The organism is Sinorhizobium sp. 6-70 (assembly GCF_030124375.1).
Classification (GTDB): domain Bacteria; phylum Pseudomonadota; class Alphaproteobacteria; order Rhizobiales; family Rhizobiaceae; genus Sinorhizobium.
Map to the genome: position 1 here is coordinate 85918 of NZ_JASKLS010000001.1, position 20695 is coordinate 106612.

At 59.1% G+C, this 20695-nt stretch carries 21 protein-coding genes and 1 tRNA gene; 19 read left to right on the plus strand and 3 right to left on the minus strand.

Going from position 1 to position 20695, the window contains the following annotated elements; all coding sequences use genetic code 11:
* Positions 1 to 21 precede the first annotated feature (21 nt).
* Positions 22 to 1137 (plus strand): ABC transporter ATP-binding protein, encoded by a 1116-nt coding sequence (locus tag QN222_RS00445; protein WP_283960822.1) that lies wholly within the window; start codon positions 22 to 24, stop codon positions 1135 to 1137.
* A gap of 226 nt (positions 1138 to 1363) precedes the next feature.
* On the opposite strand, the gene QN222_RS00450 is transcribed toward QN222_RS00445, so the two are convergent.
* On the minus strand, positions 1364 to 1570 hold the full coding sequence (locus QN222_RS00450; protein ID WP_180941261.1) for a hypothetical protein: 207 nt from the start codon (positions 1568 to 1570) through the stop codon (positions 1364 to 1366).
* A gap of 317 nt (positions 1571 to 1887) precedes the next feature.
* A complete protein-coding gene (locus QN222_RS00455; protein ID WP_283960821.1) occupies positions 1888 to 2406 on the minus strand; it encodes a hypothetical protein in 519 nt (172 codons plus the stop codon).
* Between the two features lie 755 nt (positions 2407 to 3161).
* Here QN222_RS00455 and QN222_RS00460 point away from each other — a divergent pair.
* The 13 genes from QN222_RS00460 to QN222_RS00520 all read left to right on the plus strand — a co-directional run bounded on the left by QN222_RS00460 (position 3162) and on the right by QN222_RS00520 (position 13364).
* A complete protein-coding gene (locus QN222_RS00460) occupies positions 3162 to 3455 on the plus strand; it encodes a hypothetical protein (protein ID WP_283960864.1) in 294 nt (97 codons plus the stop codon).
* Between the two features lie 281 nt (positions 3456 to 3736).
* The gene (locus QN222_RS00465) at positions 3737 to 4900 is read left to right on the plus strand and encodes a site-specific integrase (protein WP_283960820.1); all 1164 of its coding nucleotides are present in this window, start codon (positions 3737 to 3739) and stop codon (positions 4898 to 4900) included.
* A gap of 130 nt (positions 4901 to 5030) precedes the next feature.
* A complete protein-coding gene (locus tag QN222_RS00470) occupies positions 5031 to 5243 on the plus strand; it encodes an AlpA family transcriptional regulator (protein WP_283960819.1) in 213 nt (70 codons plus the stop codon).
* Entirely contained in the window at positions 5243 to 6187 is a 945-nt protein-coding gene (locus tag QN222_RS00475) for an AAA family ATPase (RefSeq protein WP_283960818.1), read from the plus strand. Before QN222_RS00470 ends, QN222_RS00475 begins: the two co-directional genes overlap by 1 nt.
* Before the next feature lie 136 nt (positions 6188 to 6323).
* Positions 6324 to 6707: an HNH endonuclease signature motif containing protein gene (locus QN222_RS00480; RefSeq protein ID WP_283960817.1), complete on the plus strand. Its 384-nt coding sequence runs from the start codon at positions 6324 to 6326 to the stop codon at positions 6705 to 6707.
* A 295-nt stretch (positions 6708 to 7002) separates the two neighbouring features.
* Positions 7003 to 8649 (plus strand): terminase TerL endonuclease subunit, encoded by a 1647-nt coding sequence (locus QN222_RS00485; protein ID WP_283960816.1) that lies wholly within the window; start codon positions 7003 to 7005, stop codon positions 8647 to 8649.
* A 476-nt stretch (positions 8650 to 9125) separates the two neighbouring features.
* Positions 9126 to 9572: a phage tail tube protein gene (locus QN222_RS00490; protein ID WP_283960815.1), complete on the plus strand. Its 447-nt coding sequence runs from the start codon at positions 9126 to 9128 to the stop codon at positions 9570 to 9572.
* Positions 9572 to 9751, plus strand: coding sequence for a hypothetical protein (locus QN222_RS00495; RefSeq protein ID WP_283960814.1), 180 nt, complete (start codon positions 9572 to 9574; stop codon positions 9749 to 9751). Before QN222_RS00490 ends, QN222_RS00495 begins: the two co-directional genes overlap by 1 nt.
* 92 nt (positions 9752 to 9843) lie before the next feature.
* On the plus strand, positions 9844 to 11004 hold the full coding sequence (locus QN222_RS00500) for a phage major capsid protein (RefSeq protein ID WP_283960813.1): 1161 nt from the start codon (positions 9844 to 9846) through the stop codon (positions 11002 to 11004).
* Between the two features lie 2 nt (positions 11005 to 11006).
* Positions 11007 to 11303, plus strand: a complete 297-nt coding sequence (locus tag QN222_RS00505; protein ID WP_283960812.1) for a head-tail connector protein — start codon at positions 11007 to 11009, stop codon at positions 11301 to 11303.
* The gene (locus tag QN222_RS00510; protein WP_283960811.1) at positions 11300 to 11800 is read left to right on the plus strand and encodes an HK97 family phage prohead protease; all 501 of its coding nucleotides are present in this window, start codon (positions 11300 to 11302) and stop codon (positions 11798 to 11800) included. The genes QN222_RS00505 and QN222_RS00510 overlap by 4 nt, the downstream gene beginning before the upstream one ends.
* A gap of 27 nt (positions 11801 to 11827) precedes the next feature.
* A complete protein-coding gene (locus tag QN222_RS00515; RefSeq protein WP_283960810.1) occupies positions 11828 to 13018 on the plus strand; it encodes a phage portal protein in 1191 nt (396 codons plus the stop codon).
* Positions 13011 to 13364 (plus strand): head-tail adaptor protein, encoded by a 354-nt coding sequence (locus QN222_RS00520; protein WP_283960809.1) that lies wholly within the window; start codon positions 13011 to 13013, stop codon positions 13362 to 13364. Before QN222_RS00515 ends, QN222_RS00520 begins: the two co-directional genes overlap by 8 nt.
* A gap of 899 nt (positions 13365 to 14263) precedes the next feature.
* On the opposite strand, the gene QN222_RS00525 is transcribed toward QN222_RS00520, so the two are convergent.
* Positions 14264 to 14353 (minus strand) — tRNA-Ser (locus tag QN222_RS00525).
* A gap of 501 nt (positions 14354 to 14854) precedes the next feature.
* Between QN222_RS00525 and QN222_RS00530 the strand changes: the two genes are divergently transcribed.
* From QN222_RS00530 to metG, 5 genes are all read left to right on the plus strand, one after another.
* The gene (locus QN222_RS00530; RefSeq protein ID WP_283960808.1) at positions 14855 to 15889 is read left to right on the plus strand and encodes a septal ring lytic transglycosylase RlpA family protein; all 1035 of its coding nucleotides are present in this window, start codon (positions 14855 to 14857) and stop codon (positions 15887 to 15889) included.
* 63 nt (positions 15890 to 15952) lie between these two features.
* Complete coding sequence (locus QN222_RS00535) at positions 15953 to 17107, plus strand: D-alanyl-D-alanine carboxypeptidase family protein (RefSeq protein WP_283960807.1); 1155 nt, start codon at positions 15953 to 15955, stop codon at positions 17105 to 17107.
* Between the two features lie 180 nt (positions 17108 to 17287).
* Complete coding sequence (gene tmk / locus QN222_RS00540) at positions 17288 to 17968, plus strand: dTMP kinase (protein WP_283960806.1); 681 nt, start codon at positions 17288 to 17290, stop codon at positions 17966 to 17968.
* A complete protein-coding gene (locus tag QN222_RS00545; protein WP_283960805.1) occupies positions 17965 to 18996 on the plus strand; it encodes a DNA polymerase III subunit delta' in 1032 nt (343 codons plus the stop codon). The genes tmk and QN222_RS00545 overlap by 4 nt, the downstream gene beginning before the upstream one ends.
* Positions 18997 to 19137: 141 nt before the next feature.
* A complete protein-coding gene (metG, locus tag QN222_RS00550; RefSeq protein WP_283960804.1) occupies positions 19138 to 20688 on the plus strand; it encodes a methionine--tRNA ligase in 1551 nt (516 codons plus the stop codon).
* The last annotated feature ends 7 nt before the right edge of the window (positions 20689 to 20695 follow it).

Sequence of the window (20695 nt, forward strand, 5' to 3'; positions counted from 1 at the left end):
CGTTCCAGGGAGGTGGAATTTATGCTGAGAGTTGCCAATCTCGTAAAACAATACATCAACGAAGCGGGGGAACGAAAAGGCGGAGTGTCCGGCGTCAGCTTCGATGTCAAGGAGGGCGAGCTCTTCACGCTTCTTGGGCCTTCCGGTTGCGGCAAGACCACCACCTTGCGGTCGATCGCGGGCCTCGAACATCCCGATAGCGGTCTCATCCAGCTTGCCGGCCGCGACCTCTTCGACAGCCGTGCCGACATACAGTTGCCGATGTACGAGCGCGACATCGGCATGGTCTTTCAATCCTATGCGATCTGGCCGCATATGAGCGTCTTCGAGAATGCGGCCTATCCCTTGCGCACCCGCCGCAACGGCCATCTTTCGCGCGAGGAGATCGAATCCCGCGTTATGCGCTCGCTCGAAATGGTCGGGCTTTCCGAATACCGCAACCGGTCCGCCACGAAGCTTTCAGGCGGGCAGCAGCAGCGCCTGGCGCTTGCCCGCGCCTTGGTGCGCGAGCCGAAACTGCTTTTGCTCGACGAGCCGCTCAGCAATCTCGATGCACTGCTTCGTGAGCAGATGCGCTCTGAAATCAAGCGCCTGCAGACCGAATGGGGGGTCACGACGATCTACGTGACGCATGACCAGGGCGAGGCGATGGCGCTTTCCGACCGGGTGGCCGTGCTGAACAACGGCGTGATCGCGCAGATGGGAACGCCGATCGATATCTACGACAGGCCGAGATGCGAGTTCGTCGCCAACTTCATCGGCCGGACAAATCTTCTCCGCGGCAAGCTTGCAAGTCAGGTGAGGGCCGGTGATATCGCCGCCGTTCACACGTCGATCGGCGCGATCAGATGCATGTTTTCCTCGAGCATGACTGCCGGCCACCAGATTTCGTTTGTCATCCGGCCGGAGAACATCGAGCTCCAGCCGCTCAACGGCATTCCGAGCGATGCGGCGCCGAACAGTGTCAACGGCCACATTCAGGGCAAGGTCTTCCTGGGCGAGGTCGCCGAATATACGATTGGCGTCGATGGCGATCAGAACCTGATTGCCCGCACGCATCCCTCGATCGGCCTTAGCCGTGGTGACCGCGTCCGCGCATCCTTCCCCGAGCATAAGGTGGTCGCGATCTGCGACTGAGTTAATGCCTCTCATCGCTCCCCACTGCATGTCTCCTTAAATCGACCTCGATTTAAGGACAAAGACATGCAGCAATTCAAAGTGCTACAGCGATCTTTGCGCGTCTGATCAGACGCGCGGCGCTGTAGAGCAATTCCAGGAAAAGTGAGTAACGGTTGTCGGTCCGGAATTACGCAGTTTCAAAGAGTTAGATCATTTCACTGTTTCAACGAAACAATGACGTGGTCTAAACTGTGCGGATCATCTGCCAGATCTGGTCGGGGTCCCTGACGCCGCTCTGGTAAAGCTTGATGATCCTTTGGGCGACTTCTTCAGCCTCGTCACTGCCCATCGTCAGGTTGCGTTCTTCCAGCGCCTTGTGCAGGACGCCTTCCAGGATCGCGACTTCACCAGGAAGAATGGGATAATCCCTGAAGTTATTGAAAGGGTTCATGGCCGATCTCCTCTCTGGGCAAATCTGCCGGTTGCTACAGTCTACGCGCTTTTTGAGGGGTTGCGAACGGCAAACAGTCGCGCATTATGAGAGCACGTCGCGCTTGTCGGCGTTGCCTCAATGGCGTTTGGCGCGACTATAGCGCCGTCTGTAGGTGTGGGGTTTCAACGCGCAAACGCCCACGCTGCGAAGCGAAAGCCCTCTCGCGTCGCGAACGCTATTACTCCCACGCCTCACCCTCCGCACTCGCTTCGGGACAGCGCGGAGGCGTTTGGCGGGCGCCGGGGAATCTCAAGGCGGCCTATGTCCAACGACCCTTATTTGCTCGACGCCGGATGAGGCAACATCTTCGGCATCTCTTCCAGCAAGGTGTAGGGTCCTTCGGGGCATTTGACGTCCGGGTTCACCGGGTGGAACAGGCCGAGCGGGTTCGGCTTGAAAATCCAGGCGTGCAGGTCGTAATGGTGAAGCTGCGCCGGCAGGAGCGGTTCATGCCCCTCCATGGGTCCGTCGAACGGATGCCCGAAGAGCTCGGGATTCGGCTTGACGCCAGTGGCAAGCGGGATCAGCCATTCGACGGCAACGAGCTCCAGCTTGTCGCCACTTGGCTCATACACCAGCAAAGTCGGCTTCATCGGATCGGGCTCCGGACCGATCAGCGCGGGGTTCAAAAAGTGCACCCCCATCGTGCCCGACGCGTACGTGACACATCCCAATGTCGAGAAATAGCCGTCGTGCACAGCAGCAACCGGGTCCTTGTACTTCTCAAGGGCTGATTTCAGCTTCTCCAACTCGGGCGGAAGTGGGTCGGTTGCATTCACCAGCGGTGCAGACATGAAAGAAGCGCCCGCTGCGAGACAAACTGTCCGCAGCAAACGCAGTATCGAAGACATACGCATGGCTTGTCCTCCCTCGCTCAACTCGCCTCCCGCGAGGAGCATGGCCAGCATGATACAGCGGGAGGGATCGCCGTGCTATTCGCGAAAGGGGGTTAGATGCGCGCAATTGGCGGCAATCGGAACAGGCACGGGCTGGATAATCCGCCACCGCAATATGTGTCGACGGAACATACGGCATCCGCTTAAGACCTTTGGCGATATTGCGCCGGACTAAGGTCCTATAGATCGACGATCACGACACCCTAAGTTCTGGCGGGTTGCCGGCAAAGACACGCACAAGAACCTAATTATTTTGGAAGCGATTTAGGGCGGGGCCTGTCCGTAGAAGCATGGGCCCCCCGCCTGTGTTCACTGCCGGCAAATATGCGTCAAGCAACAAAAAAGCCGGGCGGACCCGACCTTTCGTCGTCACCCCATGCCGTTGCCAGTACATCCGTGGTCAGCGGCACGGGGGACATTCTGAAACTGAATGTAGGTCCCGATCATGACAGTGGCAAGTCGGGGTTTCGACACCCTGACAGTTGCACGCGGTTTTCGACCTCGAAGAGACGAGCGGTTTTGGGGATCTGACCTCACTGGATGCCCGACACTGCGCCATTTGCCATCTGTCCGCCGACGGTCAAGCGCGCAGCCGTTCATCGGAGGTTCAGGCTGAAAGGCTCAAGCTGATGGCCAGAGAGGAGGAGTTGACTATGAAAAAACTCTCATCCGCCCTCACAGCCGCAGTTCTGGCTGCATCTTTCGCGTTACCGCTTAACGCGGCGCCGATCTTCGTGCCGAAACCCGACATAGTACAGACCGGCCCTGTCGAACAGGTCAGACACTGGCGCTATCGTCATTGGCGCGCGGATCGCCACTGGAACCGGCGGTACGCTTGGCGTTCCTGCCGTTACTACGGCAGGTGCTACCCTCGCCAATATGGGTACTACGGTGACTATTATCGCTACCACAGGCGGCCTGGAGTGAGCCTCTATTTTAACTTCTAGCCGGTAACACCGCGCAGGGTAGGGAAGGTCGCGATAATCACGGCTCACGCGGTGAACGCGTCACCCTCACGGCCGCTGCGCTCGAAGGCCCGGCGGCTTGTGGCCCCTGATTCCGGCTACTTCCTGTGAAGAGATCGCGAAAATCGCAATCATTTCAATATGATTGGCGGAGGAGGTGTCCGCCCGTTCCCGTAAGTTATTGAAAATACGCGCTTGTTTCCTTGAGAATTTCCATATTTTGCGTATTTTCCAAGCCAAAGTTATGGCAACGGGAATCGAACATGGCGCTAAACAAGCTATCTGAAACCAAGGTTCGCAAACTGGAAAAGCCCGGCATCTATTCGGACGGTGGCGGGCTTTATCTGCGTGTCCGGTCGGGCGGCTCAAAGCAATGGTTCTTCATTTACAAGCGCGACGGCAAGAGAACGGAAATCGGCCTTGGCGGATACGGGCAGGGCACTGCGCCTGTCTCGGTGGAATTGGCGCGTGAGAAGGCGGACGCAATCCGCAACCGGCTGGCGCGCGGCGAAGAACTGGCAAAGCGTCACACCTTCGCGGACGTGATGGAAGACACGATCAAAAACAAGCTCTCAACCTTCCGCAATGACAAGCACAAGGCGCAATGGCGCATGACGCTGGACACATACGCCAAGGCTCTCCACCGCAAGCCTATCGCGGACATTACCCGCAACGATGTTGTTGAGGCGCTAAAACCCATCTGGACCGAAAAGCCGGAAACGGCAGACCGGACCCGGATGCGCATTGCCGCAGTGATTGACCACGCGAAGGCGCGCGGGCTGTTCACGGGCGATAACCCGGCTGACTGGAAAGGCGGTTTGAAGGAACTGCTACCGGCTCGCCAGAAGCTTAGCAGGGGCCATCACGACGCGATTGACTATCACCATATTGCGGCTGTGATGGCGCGCCTTCGCACGTCCACTGGCGTTTCTGCGCGGGCTGCGGAATTCACCTGCCTAACCTCCGGGCGCTCTGGCGAGGTGCGTTTCATGACGTGGGGTGAGGTTGATCTTGATGGCGCTGTGTGGACTGTCCCGGCTGAACGGATGAAGGCTAGCAAGGAGCATCGCGTGCCGCTGTCCGTTCGTGCGGTTGAAATCCTGCGGGCTCGTGAACAGGTAGCAACCGGCGATTTGGTGTTTGAGGGCGGGACAGAGGGTGCGCCCGTTTCTGACACGGCAATGATGAAATCCCTTCGCGCTGCATCGGACGGGAAGGGCACGCTGCACGGCTTCCGCTCGTCTTTCCGCGATTGGGCGGGCGACATGACGCACCATCCGCGCGACGTGATTGAAGCGGCTTTGGCGCATACCATCGGCAACGCCACGGAAGCGGCGTACCGGCGGAAAGACGCGTTGGAAAAGCGGCGTGTGCTCATGCAAGATTGGGCCGATTTCTGCGCAAAGGATCAGTCTAAAGGGGGCTGACGCCCCCTGACTTCCCGCCCCTCATTGCGCGCGTTTCGAAGACTTTTCAAAAAATTCAGAAAATCGACTTTAGGGCCTTTTGGCGCGTGGCTACCTCGCAAGTTGTAAGAAACGACACGGAGGACCACGAATGGCCAAGACTGAAAACAAACCCCTTCCTCGCCTCATGTCGCCCAATGAAGTGGCGGCGGCAACGACCATGAGCAAGACGCTCGTGCGCATCCTGACGCTTGAAGGCAGATTCCCTAAGCCGGTTCAAATTGGCGAAAAACGCATCGCGTATGTCCGGGCCGAAGTTGAGGCTTGGATTGATGAGCGCATTTCGGGCCGGGCGGCGGCGTGATGGTTGAACAGGAGGGCGATGTTGAGCCCGTCCGACGCCTAAGCGCAAAGAACCTAAAGAACATGGATTTCCCGAAAAAGCGCGAGATTGTGCAAGGCCTGATCCCGGCTGGCTGCGTCATCCTCGTTGGTGCGCCTAAGGTCGGCAAATCATGGTTTGGGCTACAAGCGGCGGATGCTGTTGCGTCTGGACGCGATTTCTTGGGCCGCAGGACCGAAAGGGGCGACGTGCTCTATTTGGCGCTGGAGGATGGTTTCGCGCGTCTGCAATCGCGCATGATAAAGCAGGGGTCGGATTTTCCGGAATGCCTTGACTTGCAGGTTGAGATTGAAATGGCGGACAGGGGCGGACTCAAGGTAATTGAGCAATGGCTAATAGACTATCCGGACGCGTCAATGGTCATCATCGACGTGTTGAAGATGTTCCGGGCTGCGCGTGGGAGCAAGGTCAACCCATACGATCAGGACTATGCAGATATCAGGCCGCTAACGGCGCTCGCCAACAAATATGAGGTGGCGATTGTCGTTGTGCACCATACGAACAAGGGCTCCAGCAACGCGGCTGATCCTTTTGACCGGGTGAGCGGCACGGGCGGCATTTCGGGCGCGGCGGACGGAACGCTTATTCTTGCACCTGACGAGAACGGGCAAACCAAGCTTTACGGGCGCGGTCGCGACTTCATGGAATTTGACATTTTCTTGGAATTCGACCCGGAAACCTGCACTTGGCGCATGGGTGAGGGCACGGCAGACGCGGGCTTGAGCGAGAAGACAAACGACGTTCTGGCAGAGCTTGGGCGCTGCGAAAATCCAATTGGGCCAACGTTGCTCGCGCAGTCGCTAAGCATGACGCGCGTTGATGTTCAGCAACGGCTTGAAACGCTGGTGAAGCGCGGACAAGCCCGGAAAGTCGGGCGCGGCAACTATGTGGCTGTCCGAAAGTAGGGCCTAACCGGCCTCTCTCTATATACCAAACTACTACTACTACTTTTGCTACTTTGGAGAATGAAAGTAGGGAAAGTAGTGAAAGTAGGTGTGTGTTTAAGGAGGGCTACTTTTGAACATTAGAAAGGAGAAATGAATGGCCTCCTACCCCTACAACACGGCGCAATGGCAAGGGCTGCGCATGGCCAAGCTCATGGAAACGCCATTGTGTGAGGCCTGCGAGCGCAGGGGCGTGATCGTTGGCGCGGATGCGGTTGACCATATCGTGGCCATTGAAGCGGGCGGCAATCCGTTCCCGCCATTGGAAGGGCTCATGTCCTTGTGCTTCTCTTGCCATAACAGCAAGACCGGGCGCGTGGACCGTGGCGGCAAGAGCTTGAAGCGCGGGCTTAAGGGCTGTGATGTGCACGGCAATCCTCTTGATCCTGCGGGATGGGAGCCAAGCCCGAATAGCTCGCCCGCAGAGGGCGGGAAGTCGCAGACCGCGCAAGCGGGATGCTTGGATGAATTCTGGTTCTAGCTCAAGGGAAAGTCTAAGCGCTTCGCGCTGCTTCCCGCCCCTGCATGCGTGATGCTGCAAGGGAAACAGGCACAGTGACTCCCACAATGCGATTGCAAGGCACGGATGAGCGATGAGCCGTCCGCAATGCAAACGCGCGTCTGTGGCCGTCTGTGGCCGCTTCTGAGGGGGGGGCGGTCTCCAAGCTCGAAACGGAGGGCGCGGGACCGGCGGGCAACACTCAGAGATACTTAGTTCAATCCTAGTGATGAAAAGAGGTTGAGCTATCAAAGAAGTTGATGAAAGGAGAAATCAAATGGGCCTTCGTGGACCGGGCGCTAAAAAGCGCAAACAAACCAAAGACATAATGGGCGGGAAGCCCTTGCGCAAAACCCTGCCGTGGGAAAAGCCGGGCTTGAGCCGCGTGGAGCGTATCATCGCTTTCCTTGAAGACTTGCCAGTAACGCAGGGCACGCTTGCGGGAACCAAATTGAAGCTCCGCTCGTGGCAAATCGACTTTATCAAGGCCGTGTACGAGACGGACGAGAACGGGCACCGTCCAGTGCGCACGGCTGTTCTGTCGTTGGCGCGCAAGAATGGCAAAACAGCAACGACGGCGGGCCTTGCGCTCTGCCATTTGCTTGGCCCGGAAGCGGAAGAGCGCGGCGAAATCTTTGCCTGCGCCAACGATAAGAACCAAGCCAAAAAGGCATGGGGCGAGTGTAAGGCAATCTTGGAGGCGCATCCGGAACTGCTGGAACGCGTCAATATCATTCGCTTTAACGCGGAGATTGAAGTGCTTGAGGGCAAGGGCAAAGGCTCGATCTTCAAGGCTCTGTCGGCAGATGCAGACACGAAACTTGGACTAAGCCCCTCGTTCGTCATCATGGACGAGCTAGGCTATGCCCGTGACGCGCATCTTTACGACGCCATGAACACGGCAATGGGTGCTCGTGCAGAGCCGCTCCTTATGGCGATTTCCACACAAGCGCGCGACGACAATCAAGTGTTTTCGCGGCTCGTGGATTACGGGCTTAAATTACAGAGCGGCGATCTAGACCCGGACCCGCATTTCCATTTGACGCTGTTTACGGCACCAATGGACGCGGACCCGTGGAGCCCGGATACCTGGGCTATGGCAAACCCGGCGCTAGGTGACTTCCGTTCGCTTGAGGACGTGGAGCGACAGGCGGCACAAGCCAAGCGCTCGCCAACGCTGGAAATGTCGTTCCGGAACCTCATTTTGAACCAAAGAATTGATGCGGAGGTGCGGTTCATTGCCCGGCCTGAATGGGATGCGTGCAACAAGGCCGACATTGACCCGGACGAGCTTGCAGGGCGCGATTGTTACGCCGGGCTGGACCTGTCCGCAAAACGCGACCTAACGGCGTGGGTGCTCGTCTTTCCTAACGGCGATGGCACGTTTGACGTGTTGCCGCGTTTCTTCCTGCCCGACTATGACATTGCGGGGAAGAGCGACAATGACCGGGTGCCCTACGACGTGTGGAGTCGAGACGAGAAAGCGCGGCTTACGCTGTTGCCCGGCAAAGCCATTGACCCGCGCCTAGTGGCGGAATGGATCGCAGAGGACGCGACGCGCTACAACATCAAGGGCGTGGCCTATGACCGTTGGCGCATTGATGACCTGCGGCGCGAGCTTGAGGCAATCAGCGTTGATTTGCCCCTGATCGAGCACGGCCAAGGCTTTAAAGAAATGGGTAAGGCCGTGGACACACTGGAGCTAATGGTGGCGGAAGCGCGGCTAAACCACGAAGGGAACCCCGTGCTGAAAATGTGCGCGAGCAATGCTGTTGTCACGTCGGACCCGGCTGGAAATCGCAAGCTCGACAAGGCGAAGGCCTCCGGGCGCATTGACGGGCTTATTGCGCTCTGCATGGCGCTTTCTATCGCAGAACGCCACGAGGAAGAGGCGCTCCCGGCATGTCTTGCGGAATTCGCTTGAGGGGCGGCGCGGTATGGCTATCTGTAATTTGCATTATCGAAGCGTTTTGAAGTCGGCTGAAAAGTTGGCAACAAGGCAAAAAGGAAAGAGCCGTAGGGAGTCGCGCCCTTGCGGCTCTTTTTTTATGCGTGAAAGAAAAATCGCAAAAATCGCAAAATTCGTGTTGAGCGCTGTAATCCCCCGTCTAAATCCGGACATGTAAGACACAGGTAATCATTTCCTTGGCACCCATGTTCTTGCTTTCCTTTCGACTTGGGCGGGGCCTAAAAATCTCGCCCGTCTCTTTCCGAAGATGGTTTGAGCGTCACACAGCATAACCAACTGGACGTTCCAATTCTTCCGGGCCGCGCTTGGCCTCCTTACCTACCATTGCAAAATGGTCTGCCCGCGTCGGGGCATTTCTTTGTCGGGTTTCGCCGATCATCGCCCACTTTAGGGCATTTCCCTAACAATCTGAAAACTAAGGAGGTTTGCCAATGGCCAAGCCTAAGACGGCACGCTTTGGCGCTTTTGCCGTAATGCTCGGTTCTGGTACTGGACCGATTACCTATGCCGCTCCGTGCGGTTTTACTTCCAAGTCGCTCGCTCTGTCGAAAGAGCTTTCCGAAATCGTCATCCCTGATTGCACTGCGCCTGATGCTGCTTCGTGGGTTGGCCGTGACGTTACGAGCCTTTCGGCTGCTGTGAATGGCGAAGGCGTGCTTGCAGAGGAGTCGGTTGAGGACTGGCTTTCTGCCTACAACTCGACTGCGCCTGTTCCGGTCAAGATCGTTCTGACGCTCTCGACTGAAACCATTGAGTGGGTCGGCACGATGCACGTTGCGTCGCTGAATATCGAGGCGGAGCAGGGCGGGCGCGTAACGCTCAACGTCGAAATGCAGTCTGACGGCGAAATGGTGCAGGCGATCACGCCGGTTCCGTGATGACGGCCAAAGAGCTTTACCGGCTCATCAAGGGGCTTGAGGCGCAAATTGACGCCATGCCCTTGGCTGATCTGGAAATGAAGGTGGAAGCGCTGGAGCGGGCTCGCGGCCTATTCGAGGCCAAACCCATTACCCGGCAAACGGAGGCCATCGTGGCCTTTGCTGCTGGCGAGCGCTGATCCCCAAACCAATCGAAACGAATGCCCCACGAGGGGCGGGAAGTCCCGCGAAGCGGTTAGACTGATCCCATTGCTTTAAAGGAGAATTTTGAATGAACATTGCTCATCTGCAAGAAAAGCGCGCTGCCAAGATTGAAGAACTGCGCGCTGCACAGAACGACGACGCTCGTTTTACTGCGGTTGAAAAGGAAATCGAGACCATTGACGGCGAAATCCGACGCGCTGCAAAGCTTGATGCTCTGGACAAGGCCGCTGCGGCTCCGGTTGATACTTCCATGCAGCGCGAGCTTCGCAATTATTCGCTGGCCAAGGCAATCAAGGAAGGTTCCGCAGGCAAGCTTACCGGCCTTGAAGCTGAAATGTCCGCAGAGCTTGGCAAGGGTCGCGAAGTGCGGGGCTTCATGGTTCCGACTGACGCAATCTTTGAAAGCCGTGCGCAGACTGTCGGCACGCCTTCCGCTGGCGGTTACGCGGTCGCGACGAACATGGGTGGCCTGATTGATCGGCTCCGTCCGGTTCTGGCTGTGCAGGGCCTTGGCGCTTCCGTCATTTCCGGCCTTGTCGGCAATCTGGAACTGCCGAAGCTCACGGGTGGCCCGTCTGCCTCGTGGGTGGCTGAGGATGGCCCGGCAACGGAGTCTAGCTCGACGTTTGACAAGGTTTCGCTGTCGCCCAAGACGGTCGCGGGTGAAATGTACATGTCCCGTCGCCTCCAGCTTCAAAATGGCGTGGCTATCGAAAGCGTGCTCCGCAATGATCTGGCGTTTGTTCTGGCGCAGGCTCTTGATAGTGCGGCAATCGCTGGCACTGGCGCGGCAAATCAGCCGGAGGGCATCCTGACTGCGATCACTGAGAACGCCACGGCGGCAACCGTGCTTTCGGATATCGCGGCGGACCTGATTGCAGCGCTGGAGCTTGATGACGTTACCGGAACCACTGGCTTTCTGACGAATTCCGCTCTGCTGGCGACCGTCCGCAAGATCAAGGATACGACCGGGCGCGTTATTCCGGCTTCCGAAATCTTCCACGGCGAGCGCGTTGTTTCGAGCAACAACGTTCCGCAGGTCGCGGCTGAAAATCCGCTGATCTTTGGCGCATGGAGCAATCTCGTCATTGGCTACTGGAGCGGCGTCGACATTCTGGCTAACCCCTACAGCGACGCCAGCAAGGGCGGTCTGCGCCTGCATGCCTTCCTTGATGCGGATATCGCAATCCGTCATGCGGAAGCGTTTGCTTGGAAGGGCATTGCCTAATCATGGCAACTGTCACGCTGGCAGAGGCCAAGGAGCATCTTCGCGTCTCTTGGGATGACGAGGACGGCTATCTAACCGGCCTGATTGCAGCCGTGGACAGTGCGCTTGAAGGGCAGGGAGTGGCGACAGCCGCTCCCGTTCCTGCTTCCGTCAAGCATGCTGCACTGCTGTTGATTGGCCATTTCTACAACAATCGCGAGGCCGTGAGCGCGGAGCGTCTGGCAAAGGTTCCGATGGCCGTTGACATGCTCATTGCGCCGCATCGCGACCTAATCCCGGCAACGGAGGTGACGCCATGACGAAGGAAACGCGCGCAAGCAAAGACCTGTCGGCACGCGGGCGCAAGCTCACCGGCTACGCTGCTGTGTTTGGGCAGAGCGCATCAATCGGCGGCGAATTCACGGAAAGCATCGAACCGGGCGCATTCCGGGCGGCACTGGCGAGCAATCCGGACATTCTGGCGCTCGTGGACCACGATAGCGGCAAGGTGCTCGCACGGACCCGGAGCGGCACGCTGCGGCTTGAGGAAGACGCGCACGGGCTGCGGTATGAAATCGATCTGCCGGAAACCACGCTTGGCCGTGATCTAATCGCCCTGGCTGAACGTGGCGACCTTGGCGGGGTCTCGTTTGGCTTCACTGTTCCGGAGGGTGGCGATGCGTGGGCGGGAAGTCACCGCACGCTTAGTGCGGTCAACCTCTTTGAGATTTCCATTGTCCAAGCTTCCCGGCCTATTCCGGCACGTCTGTCGCGGCACGGGCAAGGCAGGAGCGCGGCACTATTGCCCGGCGCTTGAGGATTGCAGAACTAGGAGGAGGCGCTCATGTGGCCATTTAATCGCAAGACTGAAACCCGCATTGCGTCGTCTGATCCCTTCCTTGGGGAATTCCTTTCGGCTCGCTGGCAGGGCTCGGCGGATATCGCCAAGGCTTCCGGGCTGGCAACCGCGCATCGCTGTGTCTCGGTCATAGCGGAGTCGCTGGCTGCTGTTCCGCTCAAGCTCTACCGGCGAAAGGAAGGTGGCGGCGCGGAGCCTGCAACCTCGCACCCGCTCTATTCCGTGCTTCAAGACGAGATGGCTCCGGGCGTGTCTGCGTTCGACGGTCGCGAGTTTATGGCGCGGAGCGTGCTCACCTACGGCGATAGCTTCCACAAGATCATTCGCAACGGCAACGGGCAGGTCACGGGCCTTGTACGCATGCTGCCGGGAGACACTGACGTTGAACGGCTGCGGTCGGGGCGTCTGCGGTATCGCTGGAATGATCCGCTAGGTTCGTCTGAAACGCTTCTGGAGCATGAAGTCCTGCATGTTCGCTATCAGTCGGTTGACGGCATTCGGGGCCGCTCACCGATCAATATTGCAGCGCAGACCTTCGGGCTTGCTGTAGCGCAACAGGATCAAGCGGGCTCGCAGGCAGAGAACGCTTTCCGGCCTGCTGGCGCGCTGGTGTTCCCGAATAACCTTCCGGCGCAGGGCAAGGATACGGCAATGCAGCGCTTCAAGGAGCGTTTCGTTGGCGCGACCAAGGCGGGCGAGGTCATGGTGCTTGATGGCGGCGTGAAGTTTGAGCAATTCCAGTTTTCGGCAAAGGACTCCGAATTTCTGGAAAGCCGGAAGCTGTCGGCGCTCGACATTTGCCGGGTCTATGGCGTCCCGCCCTCTGTGGCTGGAATTCTGGACTTCGGCACCTATGCGAACACGGAGCAGGAGTCGCGCACGTTCGTAACGCGATGCTTGAGCCCGTTTGCAGGGCGCATTGAAAGCGCGATGGACTTGGCGTTGCTAAGCCCGGACGCACGCAAGGCGGGGCTGTTCATTGCTCATGACCTGACGGAATTGCAGCGCGGCGACCTTAAGAGCCAATACGAGGCTTACAGGCTTGGCCGTGATGGCGGCTGGTTGAGCGTCAATGACATTCGCGGGCTGCTGGACATGCCCAAGGTTGACGGCGGCGACAGCTACCTTGAACCGCTCAACATGGCGCGCGCTGACGAGGAGCGCCCGGATGCTTGAGGCTGGCAAGCTCACAACGCCTATCGCGCTCATGTACCGTCCGCCCGGAAACGACGGCTACGGCGGTACAGTGCCTTGGAGCGGGCCTTGGACAGAGCTTTTCAGGACTGCGGCGGACATGCGGACCATTCGCGGCTCGGAGACGGTCGTCGGCCAAATGCTGGCAAACGTCACTATGGTTGAATTCTGGACGCGATACCGCCCGGAATTCACTTCGCAGCCGATCAATGAAAAGTGGCAGGTCAAGACGACGCGTGACGGGCGCATGTGGGATATCAAGCTTGTCGATATCGATTCACGGCGCAGGTTCGTGCGGATTACGGCGCAAACCGCGCTATTTACGTGACAAGGAGGCTCGGCGGGAAACTGCCGGGCCTTTTCTTTTTCCGAACCCACGCACCGAAGGGGGCGGGAAGTAGGGGCGAAGCCCCTTTGTCTTTTCTGGCGCATGTGAGGAATGGGAAGAATCACGGCGGCGCTCGCTCAAGCGGACGGTGCAGGGCTTGGTTTCAACACGTAGCGTGTTGTCGGTTGTGAATTAGCCGTCAGAAACAAGCTAAGTTATCAACACTTGACCGCGAATCGCCTATTGATTTCTATCGAAAAACGAGTATGCGCAGCGCGAAAATTTAACGCACTGATTAATATACGGTTCTAACGTATTTGATTCGTGAGTTGTTGAGATTCGCCTGATTGACAAACACGTTAGCTGTTGCAACGAGTTGCAAATCGGTCTACTCAATTTACGTATTCCACAGTGATCCACAGTGGATGCAGAAAAAAAGAGCCCCGCCAAAGCGGGGCTAAAATGACATGCATTAGGCTGGGTAAACGATAGCCGCGCTGCAACGTGGCCAACGTCGGCAATGGGGGCGTACTACCTCCCATTGCCCCAGTCTGAAGCGCCAGTATCGAATGACCGATACCGGCCTTTGAATTGGGCATGCGATGCGCATAGTCTTTATCCTTTCCGGATAAAGGCAAGAAAGGTCTTGCCGCCCCTTCGGTGACTTCCGCCGAAGCTAAATCCTCCCAAGGTAAGGTTGGACGAGAAGCTCCGAATCAGGCGAGCGCGAATCGTTATGCCACCCTGAATATCCACAAGGCACCACGCGGTTGCAAGCCGCAGGCCATCGTTCACGGTCTGTTTTCCTTAGTTATTCACAATGTGCGGGGGAAAAGGGTAGCGCCACGGTTATGGCAACCGGCGAAAAATACCAAAAAATCCAACAAAATCAATGGTCATGGCGGAGGAGGTGGGATTCGAACCCACGGTACGCTTTCACGCACGCCGGTTTTCAAGACCGGTGCCTTAAACCGCTCGGCCACTCCTCCAGTCGATTGAAAAGATTGAGAAATCTAACGGTTGCTGATTTCCTGAAAACGGCAACTGCTTGCTACCCAATCATTCGACGGCTGGCTTTTTAGCAGCTTTGATCGCCGCGTCAACGTGCTCCGGCACGATGCCGAGCCTCAACAGTCGGTCGAAAGTCGCAGACACTCGCCTTTCACAGCCGACGACAGCTACACCAGACTTAGCGCTAGGTTGAACAGCCAAATCTCGCCGTCTTCGCAAGACTTGATGTGCCCGGCGTTGAGAGAATTCTCGTGTCCCCCGAAAAGCCCCGAGGCTCCCCAAGAGCGGCTCGCGGACCGATTTATACGATTTGTAAACCATAACGGAACATTTTTGCCGCGCTTCGGGCTTCCCGTTCGCAATTTTGCCGTCTTGCTGACATGATTAATCGACTGTCTCGTTTCGAGACGCCGAGCTTTCCGCGGGGGCTAGAGCGGAACGTTTTCGAAATACGGCTTTGCGAACGATATTGGGGACAGATGATATTCAGTAGAGATGCAGCACTTCTTTCGAGGGGTCTACGTGTTGCTGCGGTTCCGTTGCTTTGCGCGACGCTTGCCGCCTGTGGTTCGGCGTCGAGCGTCAAGACGAGCAAGGCGCGGAGTAAGGAATACTTTCCCGAGTCTGTCTATGGCGTCAAAGCGAGTCCGCGGGTCGCGACCGGGCGGAACATCCCGAAGGGCGGCGGGCGCTACCAGGTTGGCAACGCCTATCAGGTCAAGGGTAGGTGGTATCAGCCGAAGGAGGATTTCGGCTACAACAGGGTTGGCGTTGCTTCCTGGTATGGCTCTGCCTTTCACGGGCGACTGACGGCGAACGGCGAAGTCTACGACAAGTACCACCTGTCTGCCGCGCACCCGACTTTCCCGCTGCCGAGCTATGCCCGCGTCACCAATATGGAGAATGGCACATCGGTCATCGTCCGCGTGAACGACCGCGGCCCCTACGAGTACGGCCGCATCATCGACGTCTCCTCGAAGACAGCCGATATGTTGGACATCAAGGGCAAGGGCAGTGCCAAGGTGCGCGTGCAATATGTCGGTCGCGCGCCGCTCGAAGGCAATGATATGCCTTATCTGATGGCCTCCTACGTCAAGAAGGGTGACCGTAGCCCCGGCGTGATGCCGGAAGGCCAGATCGCGACGGGTGTCATGGTTGCGTCGAACGAGCCGTTCCGCAACCAGGTGCCGGATCTCGCCAGTGTGCCGGTCCCTCAGAGGTCGATGCTGGATACGGGCGTGCCGGTGACGGCGCTGGCCAAGCCGGCGCCGCAGGTCGCCATGCCGCAATCTCTTCGCGAATTCGTCGCGCTTCCGGAGATCGGGCCAATCCCCACCGAGCGGCCGGAACTGATCCCGATGCCTGACGGCAGCATGGCCTATGCCGCCGCCTACGTCGAAGTCCGCGTCAGCGACAAGGCTTCGCCCTTCGAGGCGATCATGGTCGATCCGAACCCGCTGACGGCCGATTCCATCGTCGCCTATGCAAAGCGCCAGAACAGGGATGGTGTTTAGCGCCAACTTCAGTTGAAGAGGCTTGTGCGCGCTGCTATGCCCATGAAGAAGCCGGAGTTTCTCATGCGCATAAAGTTGCTCGCGGTCGTGGCCTTTCTTGCGGCGACCGCCTCGACAAACGCGGTCGCGCAGACGCCCGCATTCGATACCAAGGCGAAACAGATCTATCTCGTCGATGGGGAGACCGGCACAGTGCTCTTCGCGCGCGGCGAAGACGAACCCGTGCCGCCGGCATCGCTCGCCAAGCTGATGGCGATGGAGGTGGTCTTCGAGGCACTGGACAAGGGCGAGCTGAGCCCCGAGACGACGTACGAGGTCTCCGAACACGCCTGGCGGACCGGGGGCGCACCTTCCGGCACCTCAACGATGTTTGCCGCCATCAAGTCGCGGATCCGCGTTGTGGACCTCATTCAAGGCGCTACCGTACAACTGGCAAACGATGCCTGCATCATCCTCGCGGAGGGCATGACCGGCAGCGAGGCTGCCTTTGCCAAGCGTATGACGGCGCGGGCGCGCGAACTCGGTATGCCCGTTGCCTCGTTCAACAACGCCACCGGTCTGCCGGATCCCGCCAACAAGATAACGATGCGGGAACTGGTGACGCTGGCGCGGCACCTGCGCGAGGCTCACCCGAATTTCTACCGGCTGTATTCCCAAGCCGAGTTTGAATGGAACAAGATCCTTCAACGCAATCGCAACCCGCTGATAGCGGCCAATGTCGGCGTCGATGGCCTGGCGACGGGATTTGCGGAAGGTTTCGGCTTTTCGCTGGCCGCGTCGATGCAGCGTAGCGACCGTCGCGTTTATCTCGCCATGGGCGGGCTCGAAAGCGACAAGGAACGTACGGAAGAAAGCCGCAGGGTGCTCGATTGGGCGATGACGGCCTTCGAGAAACGGCGCATTTTCGCCGACGGAGAGACGATCGGCGAAGCAAGTGTCTATGGCGGCGCGGCATCGCATGTCGGCCTCGTCGCGGGCGGGCCGATCGATGTGCTTCTCCCGGCCAACAACGCTGAACGGCTCACCGCGCGCATCGTTTACAAGTGGCCGCTCACGGCGCCGGTCGCGGCCGGTCAGGAGGTCGGCGTCGTCAAGCTCTGGAACGGTGAGCGGCTGTTGGTGGAAGTGCCGCTGAAGACCGCCAGCGCTGTCGAGGTCGGTACGCTGACCAGCCGCGCGGTCGATGCGCTCCAGGAGCTTCTCTTCTTCTGGCTGTAACAAATGCACGCGCGACCGTTCCTTCCGGCGAACCAATCGGCTAAACAGGGCCGATAGCTGCAGCGCCGCACGTCTCCTGAGACGCGTAATGGACGCTATAGCGCTTTGAATTGCTGCATGTTTTTATCCCTGAATCGGCTGCGATCCAGGGAAACATGCAGTCGGCCGATTTGGGAACGTATGGCGCTGACGAAGGGTTTGTTTGTAACGTTTGAGGGCGGGGAAGGGGCCGGCAAGTCGACCCAGATGCGCCTGCTGGCCGATTCGCTGCGGGCGCGTGGTTACGAGGTGCTGACCACGCGAGAGCCTGGCGGCTCCGTCGGCGCGGAGGCAGTGCGCCACGTCCTGCTTTCCGGGGCAGCTGAGTCTTTCGGCATTCGCATGGAGGCGATTCTTTTTGCGGCCGCGCGTAGCGATCACGTCGAAGAGGTGATCCGGCCGGCGCTTCAGAAGGGAACCATCGTCCTGTGTGATCGCTTCATGGATTCCTCGCGGGTCTACCAGGGTATCACCGGCAACCTCGAACCAGCATTCGTGGAAACGCTCGAACGCGTGGCCGTCAACGGCGTGATTCCGGACCGAACAATCATTTTCGATCTGCCTGCCACCGTCGGGCTCGAACGCGCGCGTCGCCGAGCAGCCAGCGGCAGTCCCGACCGTTTCGAGAAAGAGCAGCTTGAGACGCACGAGAAACGGCGCGAGGCCTTCCTCGACATCGCGGAGGCCGACCCTCGGCGTTGTCGTGTCGTCGATGCGGCACGGCCGCCGGACGTCATAGCCGCCGAGGTGCGCGAGATCATGGACGCGTTGCTGTCGGACGGTGACGAACCACGGTCGTCAAGCGCGGAAGCTGCGTCATGACGGCGGAACGTCCCGGTGTGCTGGAAGGAGCCGTGGCCCCTGCTGAAAACAGCAAGCTGTTCGGCCATCCTCAGGCAGAAGAGTTTCTGGCCCAGAGCTACAAGTCAGGCAAAGGGCACCATGCGGTCCTCATCGAGGGACCGGAGGGCATCGGCAAGGCGACGCTTGCCTTCCGCTTCGCGAACCACATCCTGAACCATCCCGAACCGGCGACGGCGCCCGATCATCTCGCCGATCCGGATCCTGCTTCGATCGTCACTCGGCAGCTTGCTTCCGGCGCATCGCACAACCTGCTTCATCTCACTCGCCCCGTGGATGAGAAAACGGGCAGGGCAAAAGGGGCGATCACCGTGGACGAAGTGCGCCGCGTCGGAAAGTTCTTCGGCCAAACATCCGGCACGGGGAACTGGCGCATCGTCATCATCGACCCGGCGGACGATCTCAACCGCAATGCGGCCAATGCCATCCTCAAGATACTCGAGGAGCCGCCGCGCCGCTCGCTCTTCCTGGTGCTCACGCACGCGCCTGGAAAACTGCTGCCGACCATCCGCTCGCGCTGCCTTCCGTTGCGGCTGAAGCCGCTGGACCACGAGGCCATGCGCCAGGCGCTTGCGCATCTCGGCTTCGATATGACGGGGCCGAATGTCGAGCGGATTCTCGCCGCGGCAAACGGCAGTGTTTCCGAGGCACTAAAGCTCATCAATTACGGCGGTCTCGATATCGCCGCCGCCTTCGAAGACATCCTGGCGGGGCAGGGACCCGCCGTGCGCAGGCAGATGCACAAGCTTGCCGATATTCTGGCGGCAAGGGACAGCGAAACGATCTTCGATTTCTTCTCGTCCCTGTTGACCGGGCGCGTCATGCAGCAGGCGCGGGACGCGGCGCTCGCCGGCGATATCGGCAGGGCCGAGCGCCTTGCGAGCCTCGCCAGTACTTTCGCGGAGCGCCTGACGGTGAGCAACGCCTACAATCTCGATCGAAAACAGACGATCCTGTCGCTGCTCGAAGACCTGAAGGACGCTTCTTAGGCGGGACGGGAGCCAAGGGACGCGGATTTCTCCGCGCCGCGCCGCATCAGTGGGCTTTTTATGCGCCCGGCGGTTTCCTACCTGAAGGCGATGCGCTAATAGCTGCCCTAGTCCAAGATCCGAGATATGTCGAAGCCCATCATGAGAGATACTTCCCCCTTCTACATCACCACCGCGATTTCCTATCCGAACGGCCGGCCGCATATCGGGCACGCCTATGAGTTGATCGCGACGGATGCGATGGCGCGCTATCAGCGACTGGACGGGCGCGAGGTCTTCTTCCTGACCGGAACGGACGAGCACGGCCAGAAGATGCAGCAGACGGCGAAGAAGGAAGGCATTTCCGCCCAGGAGCTCGCCGATCGCAACTCGGCGGAATTCCAGAAGATGGCCGTGCTCCTCAACGCCTCCAACGACGATTTCATCCGGACAACGGAGAAACGGCATCATGAGGCCTCGCAGGAAATCTGGACCCGCATGGGAGAGGCGGGTGATCTCTACAAGGATTCCTATGCCGGCTGGTACTCCGTCCGCGACGAGGCCTATTATCAGGAAAACGAGACGGAGCTTCGCGACGACGGCGTGCGCTATGGGCCGCAGGGCACTCCGGTCGAGTGGGTGGAGGAGGAGAGCTATTTCTTCCGCCTCTCCGCCTATCAGGAAAAGCTCCTCAAGCACTACGAAGAGAACCCGGATTTCATCGGACCGGCCGAACGGCGGAACGAGGTCATTTCGTTCGTCAAATCGGGGCTGAAGGATCTCTCGGTTTCGCGCACGACCTTCGATTGGGGCATCAAGGTGCCGAACGATCCGGCCCACGTCATGTATGTCTGGGTGGACGCGCTGACGAACTACATCACCGCGACGGGCTATCTCACCGATCCGACCGGTCCGCGCGCAAAGTTCTGGCCGGCGAACATCCATGTCATCGGCAAGGACATCATCCGCTTCCATGCCGTCTACTGGCCGGCCTTCCTGATGTCCGCCGGTCTGCCGCTCCCGAAGCGGGTCTTCGCCCACGGCTTCCTACTCAACAAGGGCGAGAAGATGTCGAAATCGCTCGGCAACGTCGTGGATCCGTTCAATCTGGTCGAACACTTCGGGCTCGACCAGATTCGCTACTTCTTCCTGCGCGAGGTATCTTTCGGCCAGGATGGCAGCTACAGCGAGGAGGGGATCGCGACACGCATCAACTCCGATCTTGCCAACGGCATAGGCAACCTCGCCAGCCGTTCGCTGTCGATGATCGTGAAGAACTGCGACGGCCAGATCCCAGTCTGCGGGCCGCTCACCGACGAGGACAAGGGGATGTTGGCGTCGGCCGATGCCCTGCTCGAGACGACGCGTGAGGACATGGGCAAACAGCTCATCCACCGCGCGCTCGCCGCGATCATCGCTGTCGTTTCCGAAACCGACCGCTATTTCGCCGGTCAGGAGCCCTGGGCCTTGAAGAAGACGGATCCGGAGCGGATGGCGACGGTGCTTTACGTCACCGCCGAGGTGGTCCGCCAGATCGCGATCCTGCTGCAGCCGTTCATGCCGGAATCGTCAGGCAAGCTTCTCGATCTCGTGGCCATACCGGCCGACAAGCGTGATTTTGCGCATCTTGGTGAGGCCGGGCGTCTCGTCTCCGGAACGCCGCTTGAGGCGCCGAAGCCGGTCTTCCCGCGCTACGTGGCGCCGGAAGCATAAGTGAGTA